At 31.4% G+C, this 18,639-nt stretch carries 16 protein-coding genes and 1 riboswitch; of the genes, 10 read left to right on the top strand and 6 right to left on the bottom strand.

Features of this window, described 5'->3' with window-relative positions; all coding sequences use genetic code 11:
* Positions 1-18 precede the first annotated feature (18 nt).
* A riboswitch (SAM riboswitch) is annotated at positions 19-142 on the bottom strand.
* 133 nt (positions 143-275) lie between these two features.
* From HM981_RS13295 to HM981_RS13285, 3 genes are all read left to right on the top strand, one after another.
* On the top strand, positions 276-866 hold the full coding sequence (locus tag HM981_RS13295; protein WP_179339297.1) for a HupE/UreJ family protein: 591 nt from the start codon (positions 276-278) through the stop codon (positions 864-866).
* Between the two features lie 105 nt (positions 867-971).
* Positions 972-1,424, top strand: coding sequence for a deoxycytidylate deaminase (locus tag HM981_RS13290; RefSeq protein WP_179339296.1), 453 nt, complete (start codon positions 972-974; stop codon positions 1,422-1,424).
* A gap of 1 nt (position 1,425) precedes the next feature.
* Positions 1,426-3,036, top strand: coding sequence for a S41 family peptidase (locus HM981_RS13285; RefSeq protein WP_179339295.1), 1,611 nt, complete (start codon positions 1,426-1,428; stop codon positions 3,034-3,036).
* Positions 3,037-3,040: 4 nt separating this feature from the next.
* On the opposite strand, the gene HM981_RS13280 is transcribed toward HM981_RS13285, so the two are convergent.
* From HM981_RS13280 to HM981_RS13270, 3 genes are read right to left on the bottom strand one after another with little or no spacing between them, the layout of a single operon-like run.
* Complete coding sequence (locus tag HM981_RS13280; RefSeq protein WP_179339294.1) at positions 3,041-3,646, bottom strand: NAD(P)-binding domain-containing protein; 606 nt, start codon at positions 3,644-3,646, stop codon at positions 3,041-3,043.
* On the bottom strand, positions 3,646-3,846 hold the full coding sequence (locus HM981_RS13275) for a hypothetical protein (protein ID WP_179339293.1): 201 nt from the start codon (positions 3,844-3,846) through the stop codon (positions 3,646-3,648). The genes HM981_RS13280 and HM981_RS13275 overlap by 1 nt, the downstream gene beginning before the upstream one ends.
* A gap of 12 nt (positions 3,847-3,858) precedes the next feature.
* Complete coding sequence (locus HM981_RS13270) at positions 3,859-4,440, bottom strand: MarC family protein (protein WP_179339292.1); 582 nt, start codon at positions 4,438-4,440, stop codon at positions 3,859-3,861.
* A 192-nt stretch (positions 4,441-4,632) separates the two neighbouring features.
* On the opposite strand from HM981_RS13270, the gene HM981_RS13265 reads away from it, so the two are divergent.
* Complete coding sequence (locus HM981_RS13265) at positions 4,633-5,202, top strand: DUF3109 family protein (RefSeq protein ID WP_179339291.1); 570 nt, start codon at positions 4,633-4,635, stop codon at positions 5,200-5,202.
* Between the two features lie 110 nt (positions 5,203-5,312).
* Here the strand turns inward: HM981_RS13265 and HM981_RS13260 are convergent, their stop codons facing one another.
* The 3 genes from HM981_RS13260 to HM981_RS13250 all read right to left on the bottom strand — a co-directional run bounded on the left by HM981_RS13260 (position 5,313) and on the right by HM981_RS13250 (position 9,568).
* On the bottom strand, positions 5,313-8,054 hold the full coding sequence (locus HM981_RS13260; protein WP_179339290.1) for a CHAT domain-containing protein: 2,742 nt from the start codon (positions 8,052-8,054) through the stop codon (positions 5,313-5,315).
* A 243-nt stretch (positions 8,055-8,297) separates the two neighbouring features.
* Positions 8,298-9,014 (bottom strand): tetratricopeptide repeat protein, encoded by a 717-nt coding sequence (locus HM981_RS13255; protein ID WP_179339289.1) that lies wholly within the window; start codon positions 9,012-9,014, stop codon positions 8,298-8,300.
* 2 nt (positions 9,015-9,016) lie between these two features.
* Complete coding sequence (locus HM981_RS13250; protein ID WP_179339288.1) at positions 9,017-9,568, bottom strand: RNA polymerase sigma factor; 552 nt, start codon at positions 9,566-9,568, stop codon at positions 9,017-9,019.
* 199 nt (positions 9,569-9,767) lie between these two features.
* On the opposite strand from HM981_RS13250, the gene HM981_RS13245 reads away from it, so the two are divergent.
* From HM981_RS13245 to HM981_RS13220, 6 genes are all read left to right on the top strand, one after another.
* Entirely contained in the window at positions 9,768-10,283 is a 516-nt protein-coding gene (locus tag HM981_RS13245) for a DUF6252 family protein (protein ID WP_179339287.1), read from the top strand.
* A 56-nt stretch (positions 10,284-10,339) separates the two neighbouring features.
* The gene (locus HM981_RS13240; protein ID WP_179339286.1) at positions 10,340-10,855 is read left to right on the top strand and encodes an outer membrane protein; all 516 of its coding nucleotides are present in this window, start codon (positions 10,340-10,342) and stop codon (positions 10,853-10,855) included.
* A 212-nt stretch (positions 10,856-11,067) separates the two neighbouring features.
* Positions 11,068-11,901 (top strand): DUF4412 domain-containing protein, encoded by an 834-nt coding sequence (locus tag HM981_RS13235; protein WP_179339285.1) that lies wholly within the window; start codon positions 11,068-11,070, stop codon positions 11,899-11,901.
* 22 nt (positions 11,902-11,923) lie between these two features.
* Positions 11,924-15,739 carry a T9SS type A sorting domain-containing protein gene (locus HM981_RS13230; RefSeq protein WP_179339284.1) on the top strand — a complete coding sequence of 1,272 codons (3,816 nt, stop codon included), beginning with the start codon at positions 11,924-11,926 and terminating at the stop codon, positions 15,737-15,739.
* Between the two features lie 95 nt (positions 15,740-15,834).
* Complete coding sequence (locus HM981_RS13225; protein WP_179339283.1) at positions 15,835-16,551, top strand: DUF4412 domain-containing protein; 717 nt, start codon at positions 15,835-15,837, stop codon at positions 16,549-16,551.
* An 800-nt stretch (positions 16,552-17,351) separates the two neighbouring features.
* Positions 17,352-18,626 carry a ribonucleotide-diphosphate reductase subunit beta gene (locus HM981_RS13220; RefSeq protein ID WP_179339282.1) on the top strand — a complete coding sequence of 425 codons (1,275 nt, stop codon included), beginning with the start codon at positions 17,352-17,354 and terminating at the stop codon, positions 18,624-18,626.
* The last annotated feature ends 13 nt before the right edge of the window (positions 18,627-18,639 follow it).

The following is an 18,639-nucleotide window of genomic DNA, read 5'->3' as shown; positions in this document are numbered from 1 at the left end:
CAGATGTGTAATTATGTTTGGTTATCTATCCAATTGTACGATAAATGAATCGACAATTACGTAGAAGTTAGCACCTTCTTAATAAGTTTAAGGGTTGCTAAGGTATCAAAGGGTCTAATCCCTCCACCTTTCTTGATAACATTTCAAAAGTTGTTTGAACTTAATGAATTACAATATTCCGAAAGAAAATAGGATTAAACAAATTTTATTCACTTTATTTTAACCACGTCCTAAGGCTTTTAATTGTAACTTTGGTTTTCCCTAAAATATTACATATGCTAGAAAATTTTTGGTTTAATGTTCAATATGGCATGAACCACGTCTTAGACATCAATGGTTACGACCACATTCTTTTTTTAATGGTATTAGCTGTTCCTTATCTATTGAATGATTGGAAACGCGTACTTCTTTTAGTAACTACATTTACAGTTGGTCACACGCTATCATTGGTTTTAGCAGCTTATGGTATTGTTAGTGTTAATGGTAAATTGGTAGAATTTCTTATTCCTGTCACCATTTTAATCATGGCACTTTACAACGTCTTTACGGCAGGCAAGAAATCTAAAAATAATAAGATAGGCTTGTTGTTTTTTACCACCTTATTTTTTGGAATTATACACGGTTTAGGGTTTGCAAGAGAGTTTAAAATGTTTTCAGGTCAGTCTGAAAATAAATTAGAATTGCTTGTTGAGTTCGCTTTAGGAATTGAAATCGCACAAGTTATTATTGTATTCATCGTCTTATTTCTTGGATTTTTATGTCAGACTATTTTTAGATTTTCACGTAGAGATTGGATTATGGTACTTTCTTCAATAACCGTTGGACTCGTTATTCCTATGATAATTCACAGTGATTTATTAGGTTAAGTCCATAAGTTTGGTAAAACTTTAACGACAAGTAAATTGTATATAAAATACTAAGCGTTTATATTCGTTACCTGCAAGTGTCTATTATTCAACAACAAATTTTTAATGCCAGATAAAAAACAATTACGTTACGACAAAGCCTATTTGCGCATGGCCACAGAATGGGGAAAACTTTCGCATTGTAAGCGTAAACAAGTTGGCGCCATAATTGTTAAGGATAGAATGATCATTTCTGACGGTTACAATGGTACACCTACAGGTTTTGAAAACTATTGTGAAGATGATGAAGGTTACACCAAATGGTATGTTTTGCATGCTGAAGCAAATGCGATATTAAAAGTAGCATCGTCTACGCAATCTTGCCAAGGAGCTACATTGTATATTACGTTATCTCCATGTAAAGAGTGTAGTAAACTAATTCATCAAGCAGGTATTGTAAGAGTGGTTTATCGTCAAGGTTATAAAGATTGTTCTGGAATTGATTTTCTAAGAAAAGCAGGAATTGAATTGGAACATATTGAAGATTTAAATGCAGATTCCCGTTTTGATGGGAAATAGTATGACAACAAAAAATAAATACATACCACTTATTGTCGGTGTTGCAATTGCAGCCGGAGTTATTATTGGAGGAAAGTTGAATTTCTCTGACACATCAGACAACCTCTTCACAACAAATAGTAAAAAAAACAAACTCAATCGGTTAATAGATTATATTGACTATGAATATGTAGAGGATGTTAATACAGACAGTATTGTAGACGTTACAGTCAATGGTATTTTAAATAATCTAGATCCGCATTCTACATATATTCCCAAAGAAGACTTAGAACGCATCACCGAAAATATGAAAGGTGATTTTGTTGGTATTGGTATTAATTTTTATCCTTACAAAGATAGTATTGCCGTTGTAAAACCTACTGAAGGTGGACCAAGTGAGCGCGCAGGAATTATGGGTGGTGATCGTATTCTTCTAGCAGATGGAGATACACTTTATGGTCCTGATGTGCCTAGTGATTTTATTAGCGAAAAATTAAAAGGTGATAAAAACACGAATGTAAAACTCACTATTTTTAGAAAAGGTGAAGATGAGTTGTTGGAGTTTGAAGTAAAACGAAAAGCAATTCCTATTAAAAGTGTCGAGTCTGCTTATATGCTTACTGATAATTTAGGTTATATAAAAATGAATCGCTTCGCTGAATCTACTTTTGATGAGTTTAAGGCAGCGTTAGAGGAATTAAAAGATCTTGGTGCTACAGAATTGGCACTAGATCTAAGAGATAATCCAGGTGGTTTTTTGGGTATTGCAGAACAAATTGCAGACGAGTTTTTAGAAGACGATAAGCTTATTCTTTTTACAAAAGATAAAAGAGGAAAAGAAGAACATATTTATGCTACAGGACGAGGAGATTTTGAAGATGGTGAAATTTATATTCTAATCAATGAAAACTCTGCATCTGCAAGTGAAGTTATAGCTGGTGCTCTTCAAGATAATGATAAAGGTATTATTGTTGGACGCCGTTCCTACGGGAAAGGTTTAGTGCAGCGAGAAATGGCTTTAGGAGATGGCAGTGCGGTACGCTTAACAGTATCTCGGTATTATACACCAACAGGCCGTTCTATTCAAAAACCATATACAAACGGAGACAGTGAGAGTTATTATAATGATTATAATAAACGTTTAAGAACGGGAGAATTAGTAGATGAAGAAAATATTGAAGTAGACGATTCTTTAAAATTTACAACTCCAAAAGGGAAAATAGTGTATGGTGGTGGAGGTATTATTCCAGATGTATTTGTGCCAGTAGATCGTCTGTTTGATAATGAAACCATTAATTATTTAAGACGAAGAGGTCATTTTGGCTACTTTGTATTTGAAAAATTAGATAAGGATCGTAATTTATACAAAGACATTTCTAAATACGATTTTATAAATAATTTTGAGGTAAGTGATGATGTTGTTGTGAGTTTTGAAGACTTCGTTAATAAGCGAGAACGTACTAATATTGTTTTTGTAGCTTACAATGATGAAATTAGACGTCTTATTAAGGCAACATTAGCACGACAGTTGTTTGATGATAATGCATTCGAAGAAATTATTAATAAAGAGGATATTATGGTACAGGAAGTTATTCTACTAAGTACAGAATATCCTAATATCAAACAAGAATAGCTAGTTATATTTTATCATGAATTTTGGTGTGTTTTCCACCATTCCAAAGCGTTAAAATATCTGTAGCAACATGTGAGCCACTACCACAAGCGATAGCAAACTGACTTCGCCATCCTGCTAAAGTTCCAGCAACATACAAGTTTTTTTCAATGAGGTGATCTGTGTTTTTTAGCCAAATTCTATCTTTTTCAATGGCAGCTCTTGGATGTGGTTCAATATAGTTTTCAAGACCTTCTATAGTCATTAAATTGGTGTAACCCACAGCTATAACCACAATTTTAGAATGATAGTTATTTTTGTTAGTTTCAATTGTAAATCCATTAGAATTCTTTGTTATTGATAAAACTTTCTCGTTATCTAATTGATTAACTTGAGGATATAAATCGTTAAGTTGTTTTAAGCCATCATTTAATAAGTCTGCACCTAAAGTACCAGGCTGTAATCCTAAAACATTATTGAACAATGCATTTTGAAGATGCGATGTTTTTTGATGCGTAATAATGCCGATGTTTTTTTCTTTAGCAAATGGTTTGTGTTGAGCAGAGCCTAAGACCAAAGCACAAGATAAACCTGCGGCTCCACCACCAATAATTAAAGCATCAAAAGTCATTAGCGTTTTTTACTTAGTTTTTCAATCTTCTTAGAAATTCTAAGAATTTGCAATAATAATATAGAGCATAACGATGCTATAATTGTAATTAAAGCCGTCTGACTTTCACCTTCAAAGAGGGCATTAAAATTTAACTCTCTAGCATTAAAAATAATAAGAGCTATAGCAATAACCGATAGAATAAGTGTAAATATTTTCATGTTTAAAAAAAATTAAGCCAATAGTGCTTTAATGTTATGAGCAAACAATTTCACTGCGATCGCTAACAAAATTACACCAAATATTTTTCTTATTATGTTAATTCCGTTGGTTCCTATAATGCGTTCAATCTTTGAAGATGTTTTTAAAACCACATAAATGATGATAACATTACTAATCACTGCAACAATAATATTTTCAATTGCAAATTCTGCACGTAGAGATAATAACGTTGTTAAAGTTCCTGGTCCAGCCATAAGCGGAAAAGCCAATGGAAATACCGAAGCAGTAACAGCACTGTGCTCATCATCTTTATAAAGTGTGATGCCTAAAACCATTTCTAAGGCAATAAAAAAGATGACAAAAGCACCAGCAACGGCAAATGAGTTGACATCTATTCCAATAAGACTAAGAAGACTTTTTCCTACAAATAGAAAAATAATCATTATAATACCAGCTATTATTGACGCTTTTCCACTTTGTATATGTCCCACTTTCTTTCTGAGATCGATGATTATTGGAATATTTCCTATAATATCAATTACAGCAAAGAGAATCATAAAGGCGGTAAATATTTGTTTAAAATCAAATTCCATTTCTGTATAGTTTTATATGTAAAATATTAATTTACAGGTTTTTATATGTTTAATTCTTGTTTAGAATCTCAAATTTTTTGCAAAGGTGCGATATTATTCAATATTTTCAATATTAAATTACGATTAATACTATTTGAACTTTGAAATAGTATTAGTTTAAGTATTTTCGCATTGTATAAGAAATAGTGATGTATGTTCCAACTTGGAAAAACTATAGTATCAGAAGACATAATTGAAAAAGATTTTGTTTGTAACCTTTCGGCATGTAAAGGAGCGTGTTGCATTGATGGCGATGCAGGCGCACCTTTAGAAAAAGATGAGGTTAAAATCTTAGAAGATATCTACCCATTAGTAAAACCTTTTCTTCGACAAGAAGGTATTGACGCTATCGAAGCTCAAGGAACTTCAATAACGACTGATTTTGGCGATTTTGAAACACCATTAATCAATGGAGCAGATTGTGCATATGTTATTTTTGATGAGAAAAAAACAGCGCTTTGTGCTATTGAAGAAGCTTATAATCAAGGAGAGATTAAATGGAAAAAACCTGTGTCTTGTCACTTATATCCTATACGAGTGCGAGAATACACTGAGTTCTCTGGTGTAAATTACGATAAGTGGGAAATTTGTGATGATGCCTGTTCTTTAGGTAAAGAATTGCAAGTGCCTGTTTATAAATTTGTAAAAGAAGCATTGATTAGAAAGTTTGGAGAAGATTGGTATGCTGAGTTGGAGAAGGTGGCTGAGAAAATGAATCGTTAACACTTAGGCTTAAAACGTGTGAGTCAATTACATTACCTTAACATTTATAAGGACTTTTTAAAATTATTAATTCTTACCTAATGAAGGTTTAGATGGTTTTCTTCTTAAATTTATTTCTTACGAAAATATAATATGATAAGTAACATAATTACACCTGCTCCTAAACCCAACCAGAGCAAATAATTTGTTTCTGAACTAGGAAGCAGTATAGCCTTATTGTCCCCATTTATTACAAAACCAGCCCAATAAAACGGAGCTTTAAGCATGGCATTATCGGTGGTTTTTAAATAATTAAGTTTTGCTTGTTGAAGGGCTTCTGCTTTAGTTTTTCCTAATTTTAGTTCTTTATAAAATTGAACCATGATTTTTTGGGTAGCATTATCTGGTGCACTCCATAAGCTAGAAACGGTTGTAGGTACTCCAGCTTGCGTAAAAGCCCTGTGTAGAGAAATGATACCTTTATCCAAATCTAATTCTCCAACACCTGTTTTGCAGGCACTTAAAACCGCCATGTCTGCTTTTAAATTCATACCATATAATTCCTCTAAGTATAGTTTGTTGTCCGTATTTCCTTCTGTAAATAAAAGGTAACTTAATTCTGGCGTATCAGCATTTATATTGGCGTGCATAGACAAATGTAACAGTTGGCCATCTGGTGCGTGCTGTTTAAAGTTCTCTTTAGTGGCAGAATAATTAGAAAATGATGTGTTTTCAAATAAGTCAGCAAGTAGTTGGGATTCTTTTTTAGCACCGTTTAATCGGTAAGCATTACCTCTTACAACGACTTCTGTAGATTTAGCAACAACGGAATTATATGTTGGTGTAAAAATCATAAGGCTCGTTTGATCTTGATTCGTGTTTGATACACTATTATGTTGTAGTAGGGAAAGGTAAGGAGCGTATAAAACACTTTTTTCTTCAATTAAATAATTACCAGATGTGCTTTTTAGGGTTTCAAAAGGTAATTTAAATAAATAGGTGTCTGGTATAAGGTTAATGTGGTTATAGACTGAAATGTCTTGAGGAAGTAATTGGTTATATAGTTTTTTAGAAAGGGCATTTGCATCGGTTCTTTTAGAAATAGATGATAAATAAGTTTTAACAGATTGTGAAATAGTATTTGATAATCCAAGATTTACAAGGTTAACGTCAGTTTTACTGATAACAAAAGTGTATAACGAATCGTTAATATTTTTATAGCGTAAAACGACTTCATCATTTTGCATTTCGTTTTGAAAGTCTAAAATCTTAAAGTCTGAAAATGCAAATTTTGAATAACCAGGGTGAGCTTCTTCAAAATTCTGTTGTAATTGCTCTAATTGTAATTCTAATTTTAGAACAGTACTGTCTTGTTTCTTTTTTCTGACTTCTACTAATTGATTTCTAAGAGCAACTTCTTCGTATTTGTAATTATTAATAAAAGGTAATTCTGCATAAGCTCTATTTTGTAAAAACTCTTGCCAGTTTAGAGTGTTATTGGTGTTTTCAATAAGCTCTATGAGTTTAGAGTTAGGTATTACTTTGCCTAAGCCATATTTTTTAGATTTTATTATATTAGAAATGATTTGGTCAAAAAGTCTTCTTGTTTTGGGTGTTGTTAGTTTATTTTCTACACTATTGGTTAATTGTAATAAGGCTAATTTGTTTAATTTTAGTACCGTTTCATTAATTGTATTTTTTTTGCTAATATGTGTTTCAAAAGCATGAGATAATTCTAAAAAAATAGATACATATTCTATTTTTTGGGACGATTCAAAGTTTAAATAATCCTTGTTTAGTATATCTTTTCCTGAGTGAAAAAGAACTACCATTTCATATAGTTCCTTTTGTGCTTCTTCATACCTTCCTAACGCTAATAGTATTTTGATACGTTGGTACACATTATGTCGTAATCGAGACTCTTTAGGTTTACAAATAGAAATAAGCTCTGTATTGCTTATTAATGCTAGCTCTAATTTATTTTCAGCTAATAACAATTCGTTTTTAATATACCAAGCATACTTTTTGTAATATTCAGTCATCCTATCACTGCTTTTATCATTTAGTACATTCTCTAAAATTCTATATGCTTTTTTTGCAGCAAATTTATTTCCGTTATTAAATTGTTGTAGATAAAACTCTGCAATGGTAATTTGTACAAGGTCCAATTTGAATTCATACGTAGGGTCAGAAGCCTTGTCATCAATGTTTTTAATTTTATGAAGCAATTTTAAAATGTCTTTTTCTTCACCATCTTTAGCTTTTAAAAAGCGTAACATTGATATATAAAACTTCATTTTCGCCGAGGTTTTATAGTCGTTTTCATGTGCGTAAAATACATTATTGGCTTTAGAAAGATAGGTTTTATGTTTTTCCATTTCTTCAAAATCTAGAGTGTTTTGAGCCATTACAGTATTTAAACTAGTAAGAATCTCAAAAAAAACAGGTTTTTCTACGCGTTCTAATATGGCTAATGCTTCTTCTGTTTTTTTGTAAGCAATAATATTTAGACCTGATATATGCTCAATTACACAACTACTAGATATTGTAATCGCTTTTAATACGTTGCCATCATCTGTATTTGGGCACATGGTAATTGCGCTGTTATAAGCTTTTCTCATAGCAGGAATGTTACCAGATTGAGAGATGCCATTTGCTTCATAGTAGATTAGACTTGCCAGATATAAACTATCGGTTGCAGTTTGTGGAACAACATCTTTTTGAGAGGCTTTACTAAGTGTAAGTGTGCTTTTAAAATCATAAGCATCATCATACTTTTCTAAAACGCCTAAAATACTATCACGCTCTTTAGTTTGTCCGGAAAGTGATAGAAAAGTGTAAAATATAAGTAGTAACGTTAATAATTTGTGCATAATTTTTCTGTTAGGAATCGTAATATACAGACTATTAGCATATTCTGTTTTATAAAAGTAAAAATTCTGCTTTTTTATAAATAGAGGCTTCCAAGTACAAATTCAGCAATTTCAGTATAAAGTTTAGTTGAAACGATAAATTTTAGCCCATCTGACTTTTGCTTCTTAAAAGCTAAAAGAAAGAAATTAAAGAATGTTTAAGTAAGTCTTTTTAAAAATAAAAACGAAGTGTTGTGATAACGTCTAATCTAATTGCTTTAATAACTGCTCAGCGGCATTTTTCTTATAAGTACCATTTTCTATCACTGTGTTTAAACGCGCTATAGCTTTATTAGTGTTATTGGTTTTAGTATAAGCTAGTGCTAAGTACCATTGCTGTTGGGCTTTTAGTTGTTGTGGTAGCTCATTATTCTGTTCCAATATTTTTATAGCTTCGTTATTCTTATTCAATTGTAATAAAACATTGGCTTTGTAAAATGCAATCGTAGCATTGTCACCTTCCTTTAAAATAGCATCAAAATAATTGAGTGCTAATTCATACTCTTTAGCTTCATAAGAAATAAAAGCTTTAGTTTTTAAATCGTTAGAATCTTCTCCACGCACAATTGGATGTACTACATTTTCAAAAGGTGTAAAATTGGTTGCGAAAAGTACGTCGTTATTTAAATTAGATGGTCCAAAATACCAGAAACTAGGCAGTGCTAATAGTATAATAATAGAAGCTGCAGCTAGCCATTTTATATATGTTTTTGACGATGTTTTTGTAGAATTTTCAAAAGACTGTAGTTCTTCTTTTAGTTGTGTTTGTGTATCTTTTTTGATAACCGTTTTAAGATTCTCTTGAAATTTAAACGTTTTTTTAAATTCAGGATCTGTGGCCAATAAATGGTCAAATTCCTTTTGCGCTTCAGGGGAAAGCGTTTTAGAAAAATAGTGCGCTATGAGTTTGTCTTTAGTCATAATTAGGGTTTAAAAATCAGGTCTTTAAGGGATTTTATACAACGCGATTTTTGGCTTTTTGCTACATCTTTATTAGAATAGTTTAATTCATTTGTAATTTCATCAATAGTAAAACCTCTGTAATAGAATAGCGTTAATATGGTTTTACATTTTTCACCTAAACTTTTAAAGGCCATTTGTAATTTTTGCTGATCTTCAGACAGATCTTCTATTAAATCTATAGTGTAATCAGTATCTATTTTTAAGCTCTCTAAAGTTGTATCCTCATCAATTGAATATATCTTTTTTTGTTGTCTTAACCTTTTGTAAATCATGTATTTTCCAATACTAAAGAGATAGGTTTTTAGTTCACTTTTTAAATCGTCTAATTTTCCATCAACAGCGTTATCATGCAACGCAATAATAGCATCTTGATAAATATCAATAATCGTTGCTTCATCTAAAGGATATTTTTTTGCAAATCCAATAAAAGCTGCCTTGTAATCTAAATAAACGGATTTCAGTGCTTCTGAATTTCGTTTTTTTAAAGCTTCAACAAGAACCTTATCTACCATATTAGTGTCATTAAGTTTTCAAAAGTAAACAACATAAATTAAAAATATAAAAAAGAACCAAGACATGTTTACCTTTTTGATAATAAGAACACTAAAGAGAAATGAATTATAAATATTAAGTGTTAGTGTTTTAAATAATGAAGTATACCTCATAGAACTTCGGATTAAGAATGCTAACCAATTAAAAACTTTTAAAATTATGAAAACACAATTTTTAAACTTGTCAAAAGCCTTTTTTATGGCGATTTTCATTTCAATGACATTGACGGCATGTTCTTCTGATGATTCAGATTCACCAGATGATGACGGAGGAAGCGATGTAGAATTTTTCGCCAGAGTTAATGATGGGCAATTTACCCCAGACGATGTTATAGCAATAGGCTCAGTAGGAGTTAATTTTTTTAGTATAACGGCTACAAAAGATAATGGCGAAAATGTAGACATTACGATACCAAGTGTAGAGTTAGGTACTTATACGGCAACAGGAGATACCGATACTCAGGTTATTTCTACATATAGACTCAATGATACAAATCCAGCTTTAAGTACATATACCGCAATGCAAGGCAGTGTAACCATTACAAGTAGCGAGCAAATCAGCTCTGTTTTGCGTAATGTAAAAGGAACTTTTTTCTTTACCTATTCTAGAGACGATGAGCCACAGGTTTACGAGTTTACCGAAGGAGAATTTAATATTGATGTCCTCTATTTCTAATTCCAAATAATTTATACAACCATATTTTATATACTAAACAAACAAAATTTTAACCAATGAAAAACTTTAAATTAATAACAGCATTTGTAATCATTAGTGTCTTAGGTGTATTTGCCGTTAACGCACAAACAGAGACTAAAATAGGTGGCTTTTTAGCCTATGGCACAGAAATAGAAAATATAGGGATTGGTGTCAATGCAGAATTTCCTATTATGGATAAACTTACTATTGCGCCTTCCTTTATTTACTATTTACCAAAAGAAGAGAGCTTTATTAAAGTGAATTGGTTTGAGTTTAATGCCAATGCCAATTACTATTTTATGGATGAAGAGAACATTTCTGTTTATGGTATTGGTGGTTTAAATTACTCTAGTGTTAAAGTCTCTTATGATGGTAGTAATGCGTTTTTAGGAGAAAATTACTCATCAAGTGATGGTAGAATAGGTCTAAACTTAGGTGCAGGTGCTAACTTTAATATTGGTAGTAAAATTGAACCTTTTGCAGAGTTAAAATATGTTATCATAGATGGAGGACAGTTAGTTATAGCTGCTGGTGTAAAATATAATTTATAAGCAATCAACTTTTTTAGTCCTTTAAGGCTATTAAAATTTTTAAAAACTCAGGATAAAATAAAATCCTGAGTTTTTTATGCCCTAGTATTTAGACGTACTAAAAGGAAGATTTCAAATTATTACTAAAAAAAAATAAAGAATTGTGTTTACCTTTTTTTAAAACAGACACTAAATAGAAAATACCGAGTTGTTAAAACGTTAACACACTACATATGAAAGCACTAAAACCACTATTTCTTACACTTGTTTTTCTATTAATGAGTAATGCTGTTCAAGCGCAGTTTTGGAAGAAATTAGCAAAAAAAGCAGAGAAAAAAATTGAAAGAGAAGCAGAAAATCGCGCGGAAAAACGCGTTAATAAAAATATAGACAAAGTATTTGACGAAGCAGAAGACGGCATAGATAATATAGATCTAAAAACAGAAAAAGTAGATGTAAAACTTCCTGATAGCTATCATTTTGAATGGAAATATAGCATGAAAACGGAAACTCAAGATAAAGAGATTAACATGTGTTATATGCTAAAAAAAGAAGCAGCATACATTGGTATAATTGTGATTTTAGATGAGTTTGATACTTCAAAAAATAGCAAAACTATAATGGATAGTGACAGAGGAGCGTTTATCACATTTATGGATGTAAATGGTCAAAAAATATATAGAGCGATGGAGCTTCCTGAAGCAGATCCTTTAGAAGAAAACACCAATAATTTCACATTAGAAAAAACAGATACTAAAGAGATTTTAGGATATAGTTGTCAAGGTTATAAAACCCAAATAAACGACGGAACCATGCATTTTTATATGGCTAATAATGCACCAATTAGTTTGCATTCTGCCTTTGGTAAAAATCAAAGCATGCCTAAAGGCTTTAATAAAGAACTTCTAACGGGTTTAAAAGATGGTCTTATGTTAGAGGCCGAATTTACTAGTGATAAAAACAGCAATAACAATTTTAAAACCACATGTACCGAGCTTAAGAAAGTGGATTATACATTAGACGTAAGTCAGTATAGTTCTTTAAGTGAATTAGGTAGCAAAAATTAATTATAGACGTAAACAACCAATCATGAAAACAAAATTACTCACTTTAGCATTGTTATTTTCAATAGCGATTAGTGCTCAAATTACAAAATCTGAAGCTTATATTCCAGGAACTAAATTAGTGTTTTATGCTAATGAATGCGGTAACACCATACCAGAAGCGGCTGGTAAATTAACCTTTTGCGATGGCAACGGAAATTTAGGAGTTGTAGAAGAAAGTTATGGGCTTAATAACAGAAATATAAGGTATATGGTAGAGAATAGAGCGAATGCAGATGAAGCATTTGTAACTAATGATGGCTTATCTATTAAACTAGCAGATGGTACATATGAAAATGTACCAAACATTGCCATTCCAGATTTTACCACAGCTGGAGATTGGCAAAATGATAATATTTTTAGAGGTGCTTTAATTATGCCTAATAACAATGTTATTTTTTCTGGTGGTGACTATTATTTATATACCTACAACCGTACTCAAAAGACGATATCTACAATAGAATTTTCTGATTTTCGTAGTCCTGTAACTATGACATACGATGAAGATCGTGATGTAGCTTGGATTATTGCACGTGATGGCAGTGGTCCTCATCTGTACAGTTACAATGAGACTATTGGGTTAGTACATATTAGTGCATTGTCTTTGTCTATCAATGTTGCGCAATTATCAGCTGGTGCACTGATTTCGCCAACGTTCACCTATCGAGATAATCATTTGTATTTTGGTATTCAATCGGGTTTATTTAAAGTAAGTGTGCTAGATTATACAACTACAATTTATAATAGTACTACAACGCCAAGTTTACCAAGCGATAATGTAAATGATCTTAAGTTTGATAATAACGGTGATTTATGGTTAGCTTTAAATGAAACTAACGATGGTAGTATTCTTAAATTTAATATCGCAAATGAAACCTTTGAGCAATATGAATTACCAAGAGCTACTAATCCTGCCTATACGTATAAGTTTAGTAATATAGCTCTAGATAATGCTGGCACAATTTGGTGTACAGCACTTAACTATAATGGTTTAATAAAGTTAGAATTTGATCAAGGTGTGCCGCAATGGGAACAAATACCATTAGCAGATTTACCACAATTAGGTTTAGAATCACCATATGTGCCAGATAATATCTTTTATAAAAACGATAAATTTTATTTCACAACGTTTTCAGCTTCTTCGGGTTCTAGTAGTGTTGATCAAATTTTAATAAATGATAACGGTAATTGGTCTTCCATAACAGATAATGAAACAGGAAATATTTCTTACTTATCTAGCAAGCGGTTTAATTATAATTTACCAGATGATAATGGTGGTATGTGGTGGTTTAATTGGTATGACGATGTTATTGTACATCGTATGGCTAATGACGAGCAGTTTGTATTTACAGATGTATCCAATCTCGGTAGTTATGCAGCGATCGATATAGATGATAAACCTATTATACCATTAAGTATAAGTGGCACTAAAATCACCAAAATAGATACACCTCTTTTTTACGGTTTATTAAACGATACAAATCAAAACGCAAATGGATTAGTACGTCATAAAGATGAGGTTTGGTGGTATAACGAAAGTACCTTACAGGTTAAGATTTTAAAATATAATCAAGTTATAGCGACGTTCGATTTAGATGCTAGCTATGAAAATATTTATAATTTTCAGGTAGACTCTAATGGTGATGCCTGGTTTTCTAAAAATGCAAGTAATGGTTCTATCATTAAAAAGTTTGAAACCAGTACTGCAACGACAACGGATTATACATTTACTGAAAATTTAGGAACATTAAAACGAACTGTTGCAGCACCAAATGGTGCGATGTGGTTTGTGAGATCCAATGGGCTTATTTATTACGATGGCAGCACATTTACAACTTATCCAGGGGCTAATTATCCTGAGCTTTCTAAAATAGTATCATTAATAGTAGATACTAATAATGTTGCTCATGTATTATTAAATGATAATACTGCCATTGTAAAAATTGAAAATGCAGGAACCTCTAACGTATCATTTAGTACCACTTTTTTAGAAGGTATCAATTCTATTTTGCCAGCTTTGGGTCACTATAGACCAGATGATTTGTCTATTGATAGTCAAGGTGCCATGTGGACACATGCTTCTCTAAGCACATTTAAGCTTACAGATGCAGATATGGCTACGGAATACAGAACTGAAGGTGAAACTTATAATGTTTCTGGTTTAATATATAACGATCTTAATGAAAACAATGTTTTTGATGCAGGTGAAGAGTATGCAGGTCAATTAGTAGCTTTAAAACTAAATGGGAATGTATATTCTACATTTACCAATGCCAATGGCGTTTATGCATTTTATATGTATGATGAAAATTCAACTTATGAAATTACATTGCCAACTATTGGACAATTTGTTACAGCTTCAAATAGGCAGTTAGAAGTTGTTGTTGGTAGCAGTGATCAAAATTACGATGGAAATGATTTTCAGTTAAAACCTAAGTTTGTGAATTCTTTACTTGTAAAAAGCAGTTCTAAATTAGGAGCTTGGGGATTTGTAAGAGCTAATTTTGAAAACACCTATACCACTGCAATCGGTAATTTATCACCAACAAAAACGTTTAACAATCTCGAAGTTACTTACACCTTTAAAAATCAAGATGAAAATAGTAACAATATTTTACCGTCAATAGATGATGTAAAAGTGTATGAGTTAGATCCTAATGGAGGCTTTCAACTTATAGAAAAAGTGACTATTGATCAAAGAAATAACAAGTGGAGCGTAGATTTACTACCAGGTGCTTATACGCAAAATGAATTAACCTTTACGCCAGACATCTCAGAAACTGGAGCACAAACCGATATTAAAATTACCATACCAACGGTAAGTCCACTTAATACGTACATTATAGAAATAGATACAGGTCTTTATGATCCTTCTGAATCAGGTAGGATTATAAATCATGGTGTTTCAAAGATGAGCTCTGATAATTTTGAAGACGCTAACAGTAATCCGCTTATAGATCCTATAATTTTATTCCCTCTTGAAAATCGTGATGAAAACAATAGTGGTTTTGATGTAGACGATTCGCCATATTTAAATCCAAACGATGTTTATATAGATCCACCATATTTAGAACCTAAACAAGTTTATGGACCAGGACCTTATAGTGCTAAAATTTATAGTTCATACGATCCCAATGATAAATTGGTAGATGAAGGTGTTCCTGGAGTAGTTAATGATAGACATATTGAACGCAAATGGTTAACCTATACTATTCGTTTTGAAAACTCAGGAAATTTCTCAGCAAAAGATGTGATTGTCACTGATGTGTTGGATGCTAATTTAGATCCTAACTCAGTAAAAGTGATAGAAGCAAGTCATAATTATAATGTAGATATTCTTAAAAATGGAGCAGGGGAAAATGTTTTAAAATTTAGCTTCAATGATATCTTTTTACCATTTGATGATGCCAATAATGATGGTTATATAAAGTTTATGGTAAAAGCAGATGAAGGTATTGCAGAAGATGCCATTGTAAATAATAGCGCTAACATCTATTTTGATCAAAACCCTGCGATTATTACCAATATAATTCAGGTACGTTTCTTAACTATAGAAACATTAGGTATTGAAGATGAGGACTTGGTGTCTCAGTTTAAAATGTATCCGAATCCTGCACATTCAATAGTTAATATAGAAACAAAATTACAAATTGAAAATGTTGAGGTCTATACTATTTTGGGAAACAAAGTATTAGAAACCACAAGCAAGCACATTGATGTTTCTCAATTAGCAGAAGGTACTTATACCTTAAAAGTTAGTTCAGAACGTGGTACCTTAAGTAAGAAGCTAATTATAAATTAACTCTAAGGTTACTAATTACACCATATAATTCTCTAAGTATACATAATCATTGAGTTATTAGTTGATTATGTATGCTTTAATAAAAAACATAAAATATGAAAACTCTAAATTTTTTAAAAAGCAGTGTATTTATAGTTTGTTTCTTTATGCTACAAACTGTTTTTGCGCAATTCGGAAAAGCAAATAAAGTTAAGCTTCCAGAGTCTTATAACTTTGAGTACATCTATAAACTTAAATTAACCCATAAAAAAGGAGATGTAAACCTGGATTACTATCTAAAGGAAGATGCTAACTACTTTGGTTTTGATACTGCTGAAATGACTAAAGGAAGTGCAGATACTAACATATTTATGGTCATGGATGCTGAGCTCGAAATTACAGCCATGTTTATGGAAATGATGGGTAAAAAAGTGGTTCAGAAAACAAAATTAAAAACCTCAGATTTTACTTCTAAGCAAGAGGATATGTCAGATTATGATTTTAAACAAATCGATTCAAAAACTATTAATGGTTATGACTGCGAAGGCTATTTGAGTGAAAATGATAAAGTAAAAATCATCTATTATATTACGGATGATGTGCCTGTGAGTTTCAATCAAATGTTTGGAGATAATGTTAAGAATCTTCCAAAAGGATTTAATGCAGATATGATGAAAAAATACGCTGAGAAAGGCTTAATGATGGAAATGATTTATGAAGACAAAAAGAAATCCAAAAATAATATCACCATGGAATGCACCAGTTTGGAGAAAACAGATTTTTCAATTGATACCACAAAATATGGTTCTATGATGGGAGCATTTGGCGGTTAAGTAATAATTTGATTCTTTAATTTTACGGGAATTTGTAAAATTATTTTAGTTCCCATGCTATATAGAATTTTCTAAAAAAGGTTGAAGCACCAAAGACGGTATTTTTATAATTTCAATATATATGTAGATATTAGAGGTGAGAAATTAATCAAAAGCGTAAACTAGGGATTTATTCTTTTGATTATATCAAATAAATGTCATCAGAAGTTCTGAAGTTTATTTGGTGGTAAATGCGATTCATAAGTAAAAGTTAGAAATCGTTGAAGTTCTAACTTTTCATTTCTGAATTAATTTACAAAGAGGTAATTTTTTAATTACTTATTATTAGTTTTAGTTAGTTATTAGGGAAAAGAGCGTTATGTCAACGCTCTTTTTTGTGCGCTTATTTTATCTTCAAATCTGTAGTTCTAAGGTCAACAAAAGCGGTTGATGACGTTTGTTTTAATAGGATAAAACCTACAATTTTAGCGGTTTCAATTAAGTGCTAAATCATTATAATTCAATTAGTTGTATTAATTTTAAAGAACCTTTGTTTTTCTGCTGTTAAACAGGTTTGTTAAAAACTTGTTGACATTGTTTATAACATTGTCTTTCATTTTACTCTACATTTTTCAATCTTTGTATGTGGCAAAACATCATATCTTTTTCTAGTGCTTTGATTTAGAAAAAAATGTTAAATAATCGCCTCTTTTATTCCTAATTTGGGGGAACAATAACAAGATTTACGCATTAATTATTAAAATTTTAGAATACTGTAAAAAGTACTCTAACGGCTATTTGGCCTTTAAAATTGAAAAAACATGGAGATTACAGAGATTATAAAAAGAGATTACGAAACAAGCCCTTTTGTTTTAAATAAAATTTCTAATGCTATTGAAAAAGCAATGCTTTCTGTTGGAAACGGAAGTAAAGAAGATGCTAATTCAATTTCTGTAGGTGTTTTACAAACATTATTAGATAGAAAAGGAAGAGATCATAATTATTTACCTACTGTAGAAGAGGTTCAAGATCTTGTTGAAGAAAAATTAATGACAAGTTCTTTTCCTAGTGTTGCAAAAGCATACATATTATATAGAGACGAACAAGCGAGAAGTAGAAAAACAAACATTTTTGAAAAGCGTATTAACTTAAAGCCTTACGAGTATCCTGAGCTTAATGAGTATGTAGATGCGATTAGACATTCATATTGGATTCATTCTGAATTTAACTTTACTAGTGATATTCAAGATTTCAAAACAAGATTGACTATTGTAGAGCAAAACGCGATTAAAAATACCATGCTTGCTATTTCGCAAATTGAAGTAGCTGTAAAATCGTTTTGGGGCGAGATTTACAATAAAATGCCAAAACCAGAAATAGGATCTGTTGGCGCAACATTTGCAGAAAGTGAAGTGCGTCACCATGATGCTTACTCTCACTTATTGGAAATATTAGGTCTTAACAACGAATTTAAAAACCTGAAGAAAAAGCCGGTAATAATGAGACGTGTTCATTATTTAGAAACCGCTTTAAAAAATGCTAAAAGTGAAGATAATAAAGAATATGCAGAGTCAATTTTATTGTTCTCTCTATTTATAGAGCATGTGTCTTTATTCTCTCAGTTCTTAATTATCATGGCGTTTAACAAACATAAAAACATGCTTAAAGGTGTTTCTAATGTAGTTGAAGCAACGTCTAAAGAAGAGCAAATTCACGGAGATTTTGGTATCGATATTATAAAAATCATCAAAAAAGAAAACCCAACTTGGTTTGATGCAGAACATAGCGAATTAGTAAGAGACTTATGTAAAGAAGCTTTTGACTCTGAAAGCAAACTAGTAGATTGGATTTTTGAAGCAGGAGAATTAGAGTTCTTACCTAAAAATGTGATTAATGAGTTTATTAAAAACAGATTTAATAATTCATTAGAAAGCATTGGTATTGACAAAGTATTTGAAGTAGATGAAACCTTACTAGCACAAACCGAATGGTTTGATGACGAAATTATAGGAACAAAACATGGAGATTTCTTCGTGAAGCGTTCAATAAACTATGCAAAGAGACAAAAAAGTGTAACCGGAGACGACTTATTTTAAACCACAAACGACC

Origin of the sequence: Winogradskyella ludwigii, from assembly GCF_013403985.1 — a bacterium.
In the GTDB taxonomy this organism is placed as follows: Bacteria; Bacteroidota; Bacteroidia; order Flavobacteriales; family Flavobacteriaceae; genus Winogradskyella; species Winogradskyella ludwigii.
The sequence above is the reverse complement of the archived record's forward strand: the minus strand, read 5'-3'. Positions and strand labels throughout refer to the sequence as shown.

Coding starts and splice junctions, on each gene's coding strand:
- HM981_RS13225 (WP_179339283.1), top strand. CDS start 15,835: ATGAAAACTCTAAATTTTTTAAAAAGCAGTGTATTTATAGTTTGTTTC.
- HM981_RS13250 (WP_179339288.1), bottom strand. CDS start 9,568: ATGGTAGATAAGGTTCTTGTTGAAGCTTTAAAAAAACGAAATTCAGAA.
- HM981_RS13275 (WP_179339293.1), bottom strand. CDS start 3,846: ATGAAAATATTTACACTTATTCTATCGGTTATTGCTATAGCTCTTATT.
- HM981_RS13260 (WP_179339290.1), bottom strand. CDS start 8,054: ATGCACAAATTATTAACGTTACTACTTATATTTTACACTTTTCTATCA.
- HM981_RS13245 (WP_179339287.1), top strand. CDS start 9,768: ATGAAAACACAATTTTTAAACTTGTCAAAAGCCTTTTTTATGGCGATT.
- HM981_RS13285 (WP_179339295.1), top strand. CDS start 1,426: ATGACAACAAAAAATAAATACATACCACTTATTGTCGGTGTTGCAATT.
- HM981_RS13290 (WP_179339296.1), top strand. CDS start 972: ATGCCAGATAAAAAACAATTACGTTACGACAAAGCCTATTTGCGCATG.
- HM981_RS13295 (WP_179339297.1), top strand. CDS start 276: ATGCTAGAAAATTTTTGGTTTAATGTTCAATATGGCATGAACCACGTC.
- HM981_RS13265 (WP_179339291.1), top strand. CDS start 4,633: ATGTTCCAACTTGGAAAAACTATAGTATCAGAAGACATAATTGAAAAA.
- HM981_RS13230 (WP_179339284.1), top strand. CDS start 11,924: ATGAAAACAAAATTACTCACTTTAGCATTGTTATTTTCAATAGCGATT.
- HM981_RS13255 (WP_179339289.1), bottom strand. CDS start 9,014: ATGACTAAAGACAAACTCATAGCGCACTATTTTTCTAAAACGCTTTCC.
- HM981_RS13220 (WP_179339282.1), top strand. CDS start 17,352: ATGGAGATTACAGAGATTATAAAAAGAGATTACGAAACAAGCCCTTTT.
- HM981_RS13280 (WP_179339294.1), bottom strand. CDS start 3,646: ATGACTTTTGATGCTTTAATTATTGGTGGTGGAGCCGCAGGTTTATCT.
- HM981_RS13240 (WP_179339286.1), top strand. CDS start 10,340: ATGAAAAACTTTAAATTAATAACAGCATTTGTAATCATTAGTGTCTTA.
- HM981_RS13235 (WP_179339285.1), top strand. CDS start 11,068: ATGAAAGCACTAAAACCACTATTTCTTACACTTGTTTTTCTATTAATG.
- HM981_RS13270 (WP_179339292.1), bottom strand. CDS start 4,440: ATGGAATTTGATTTTAAACAAATATTTACCGCCTTTATGATTCTCTTT.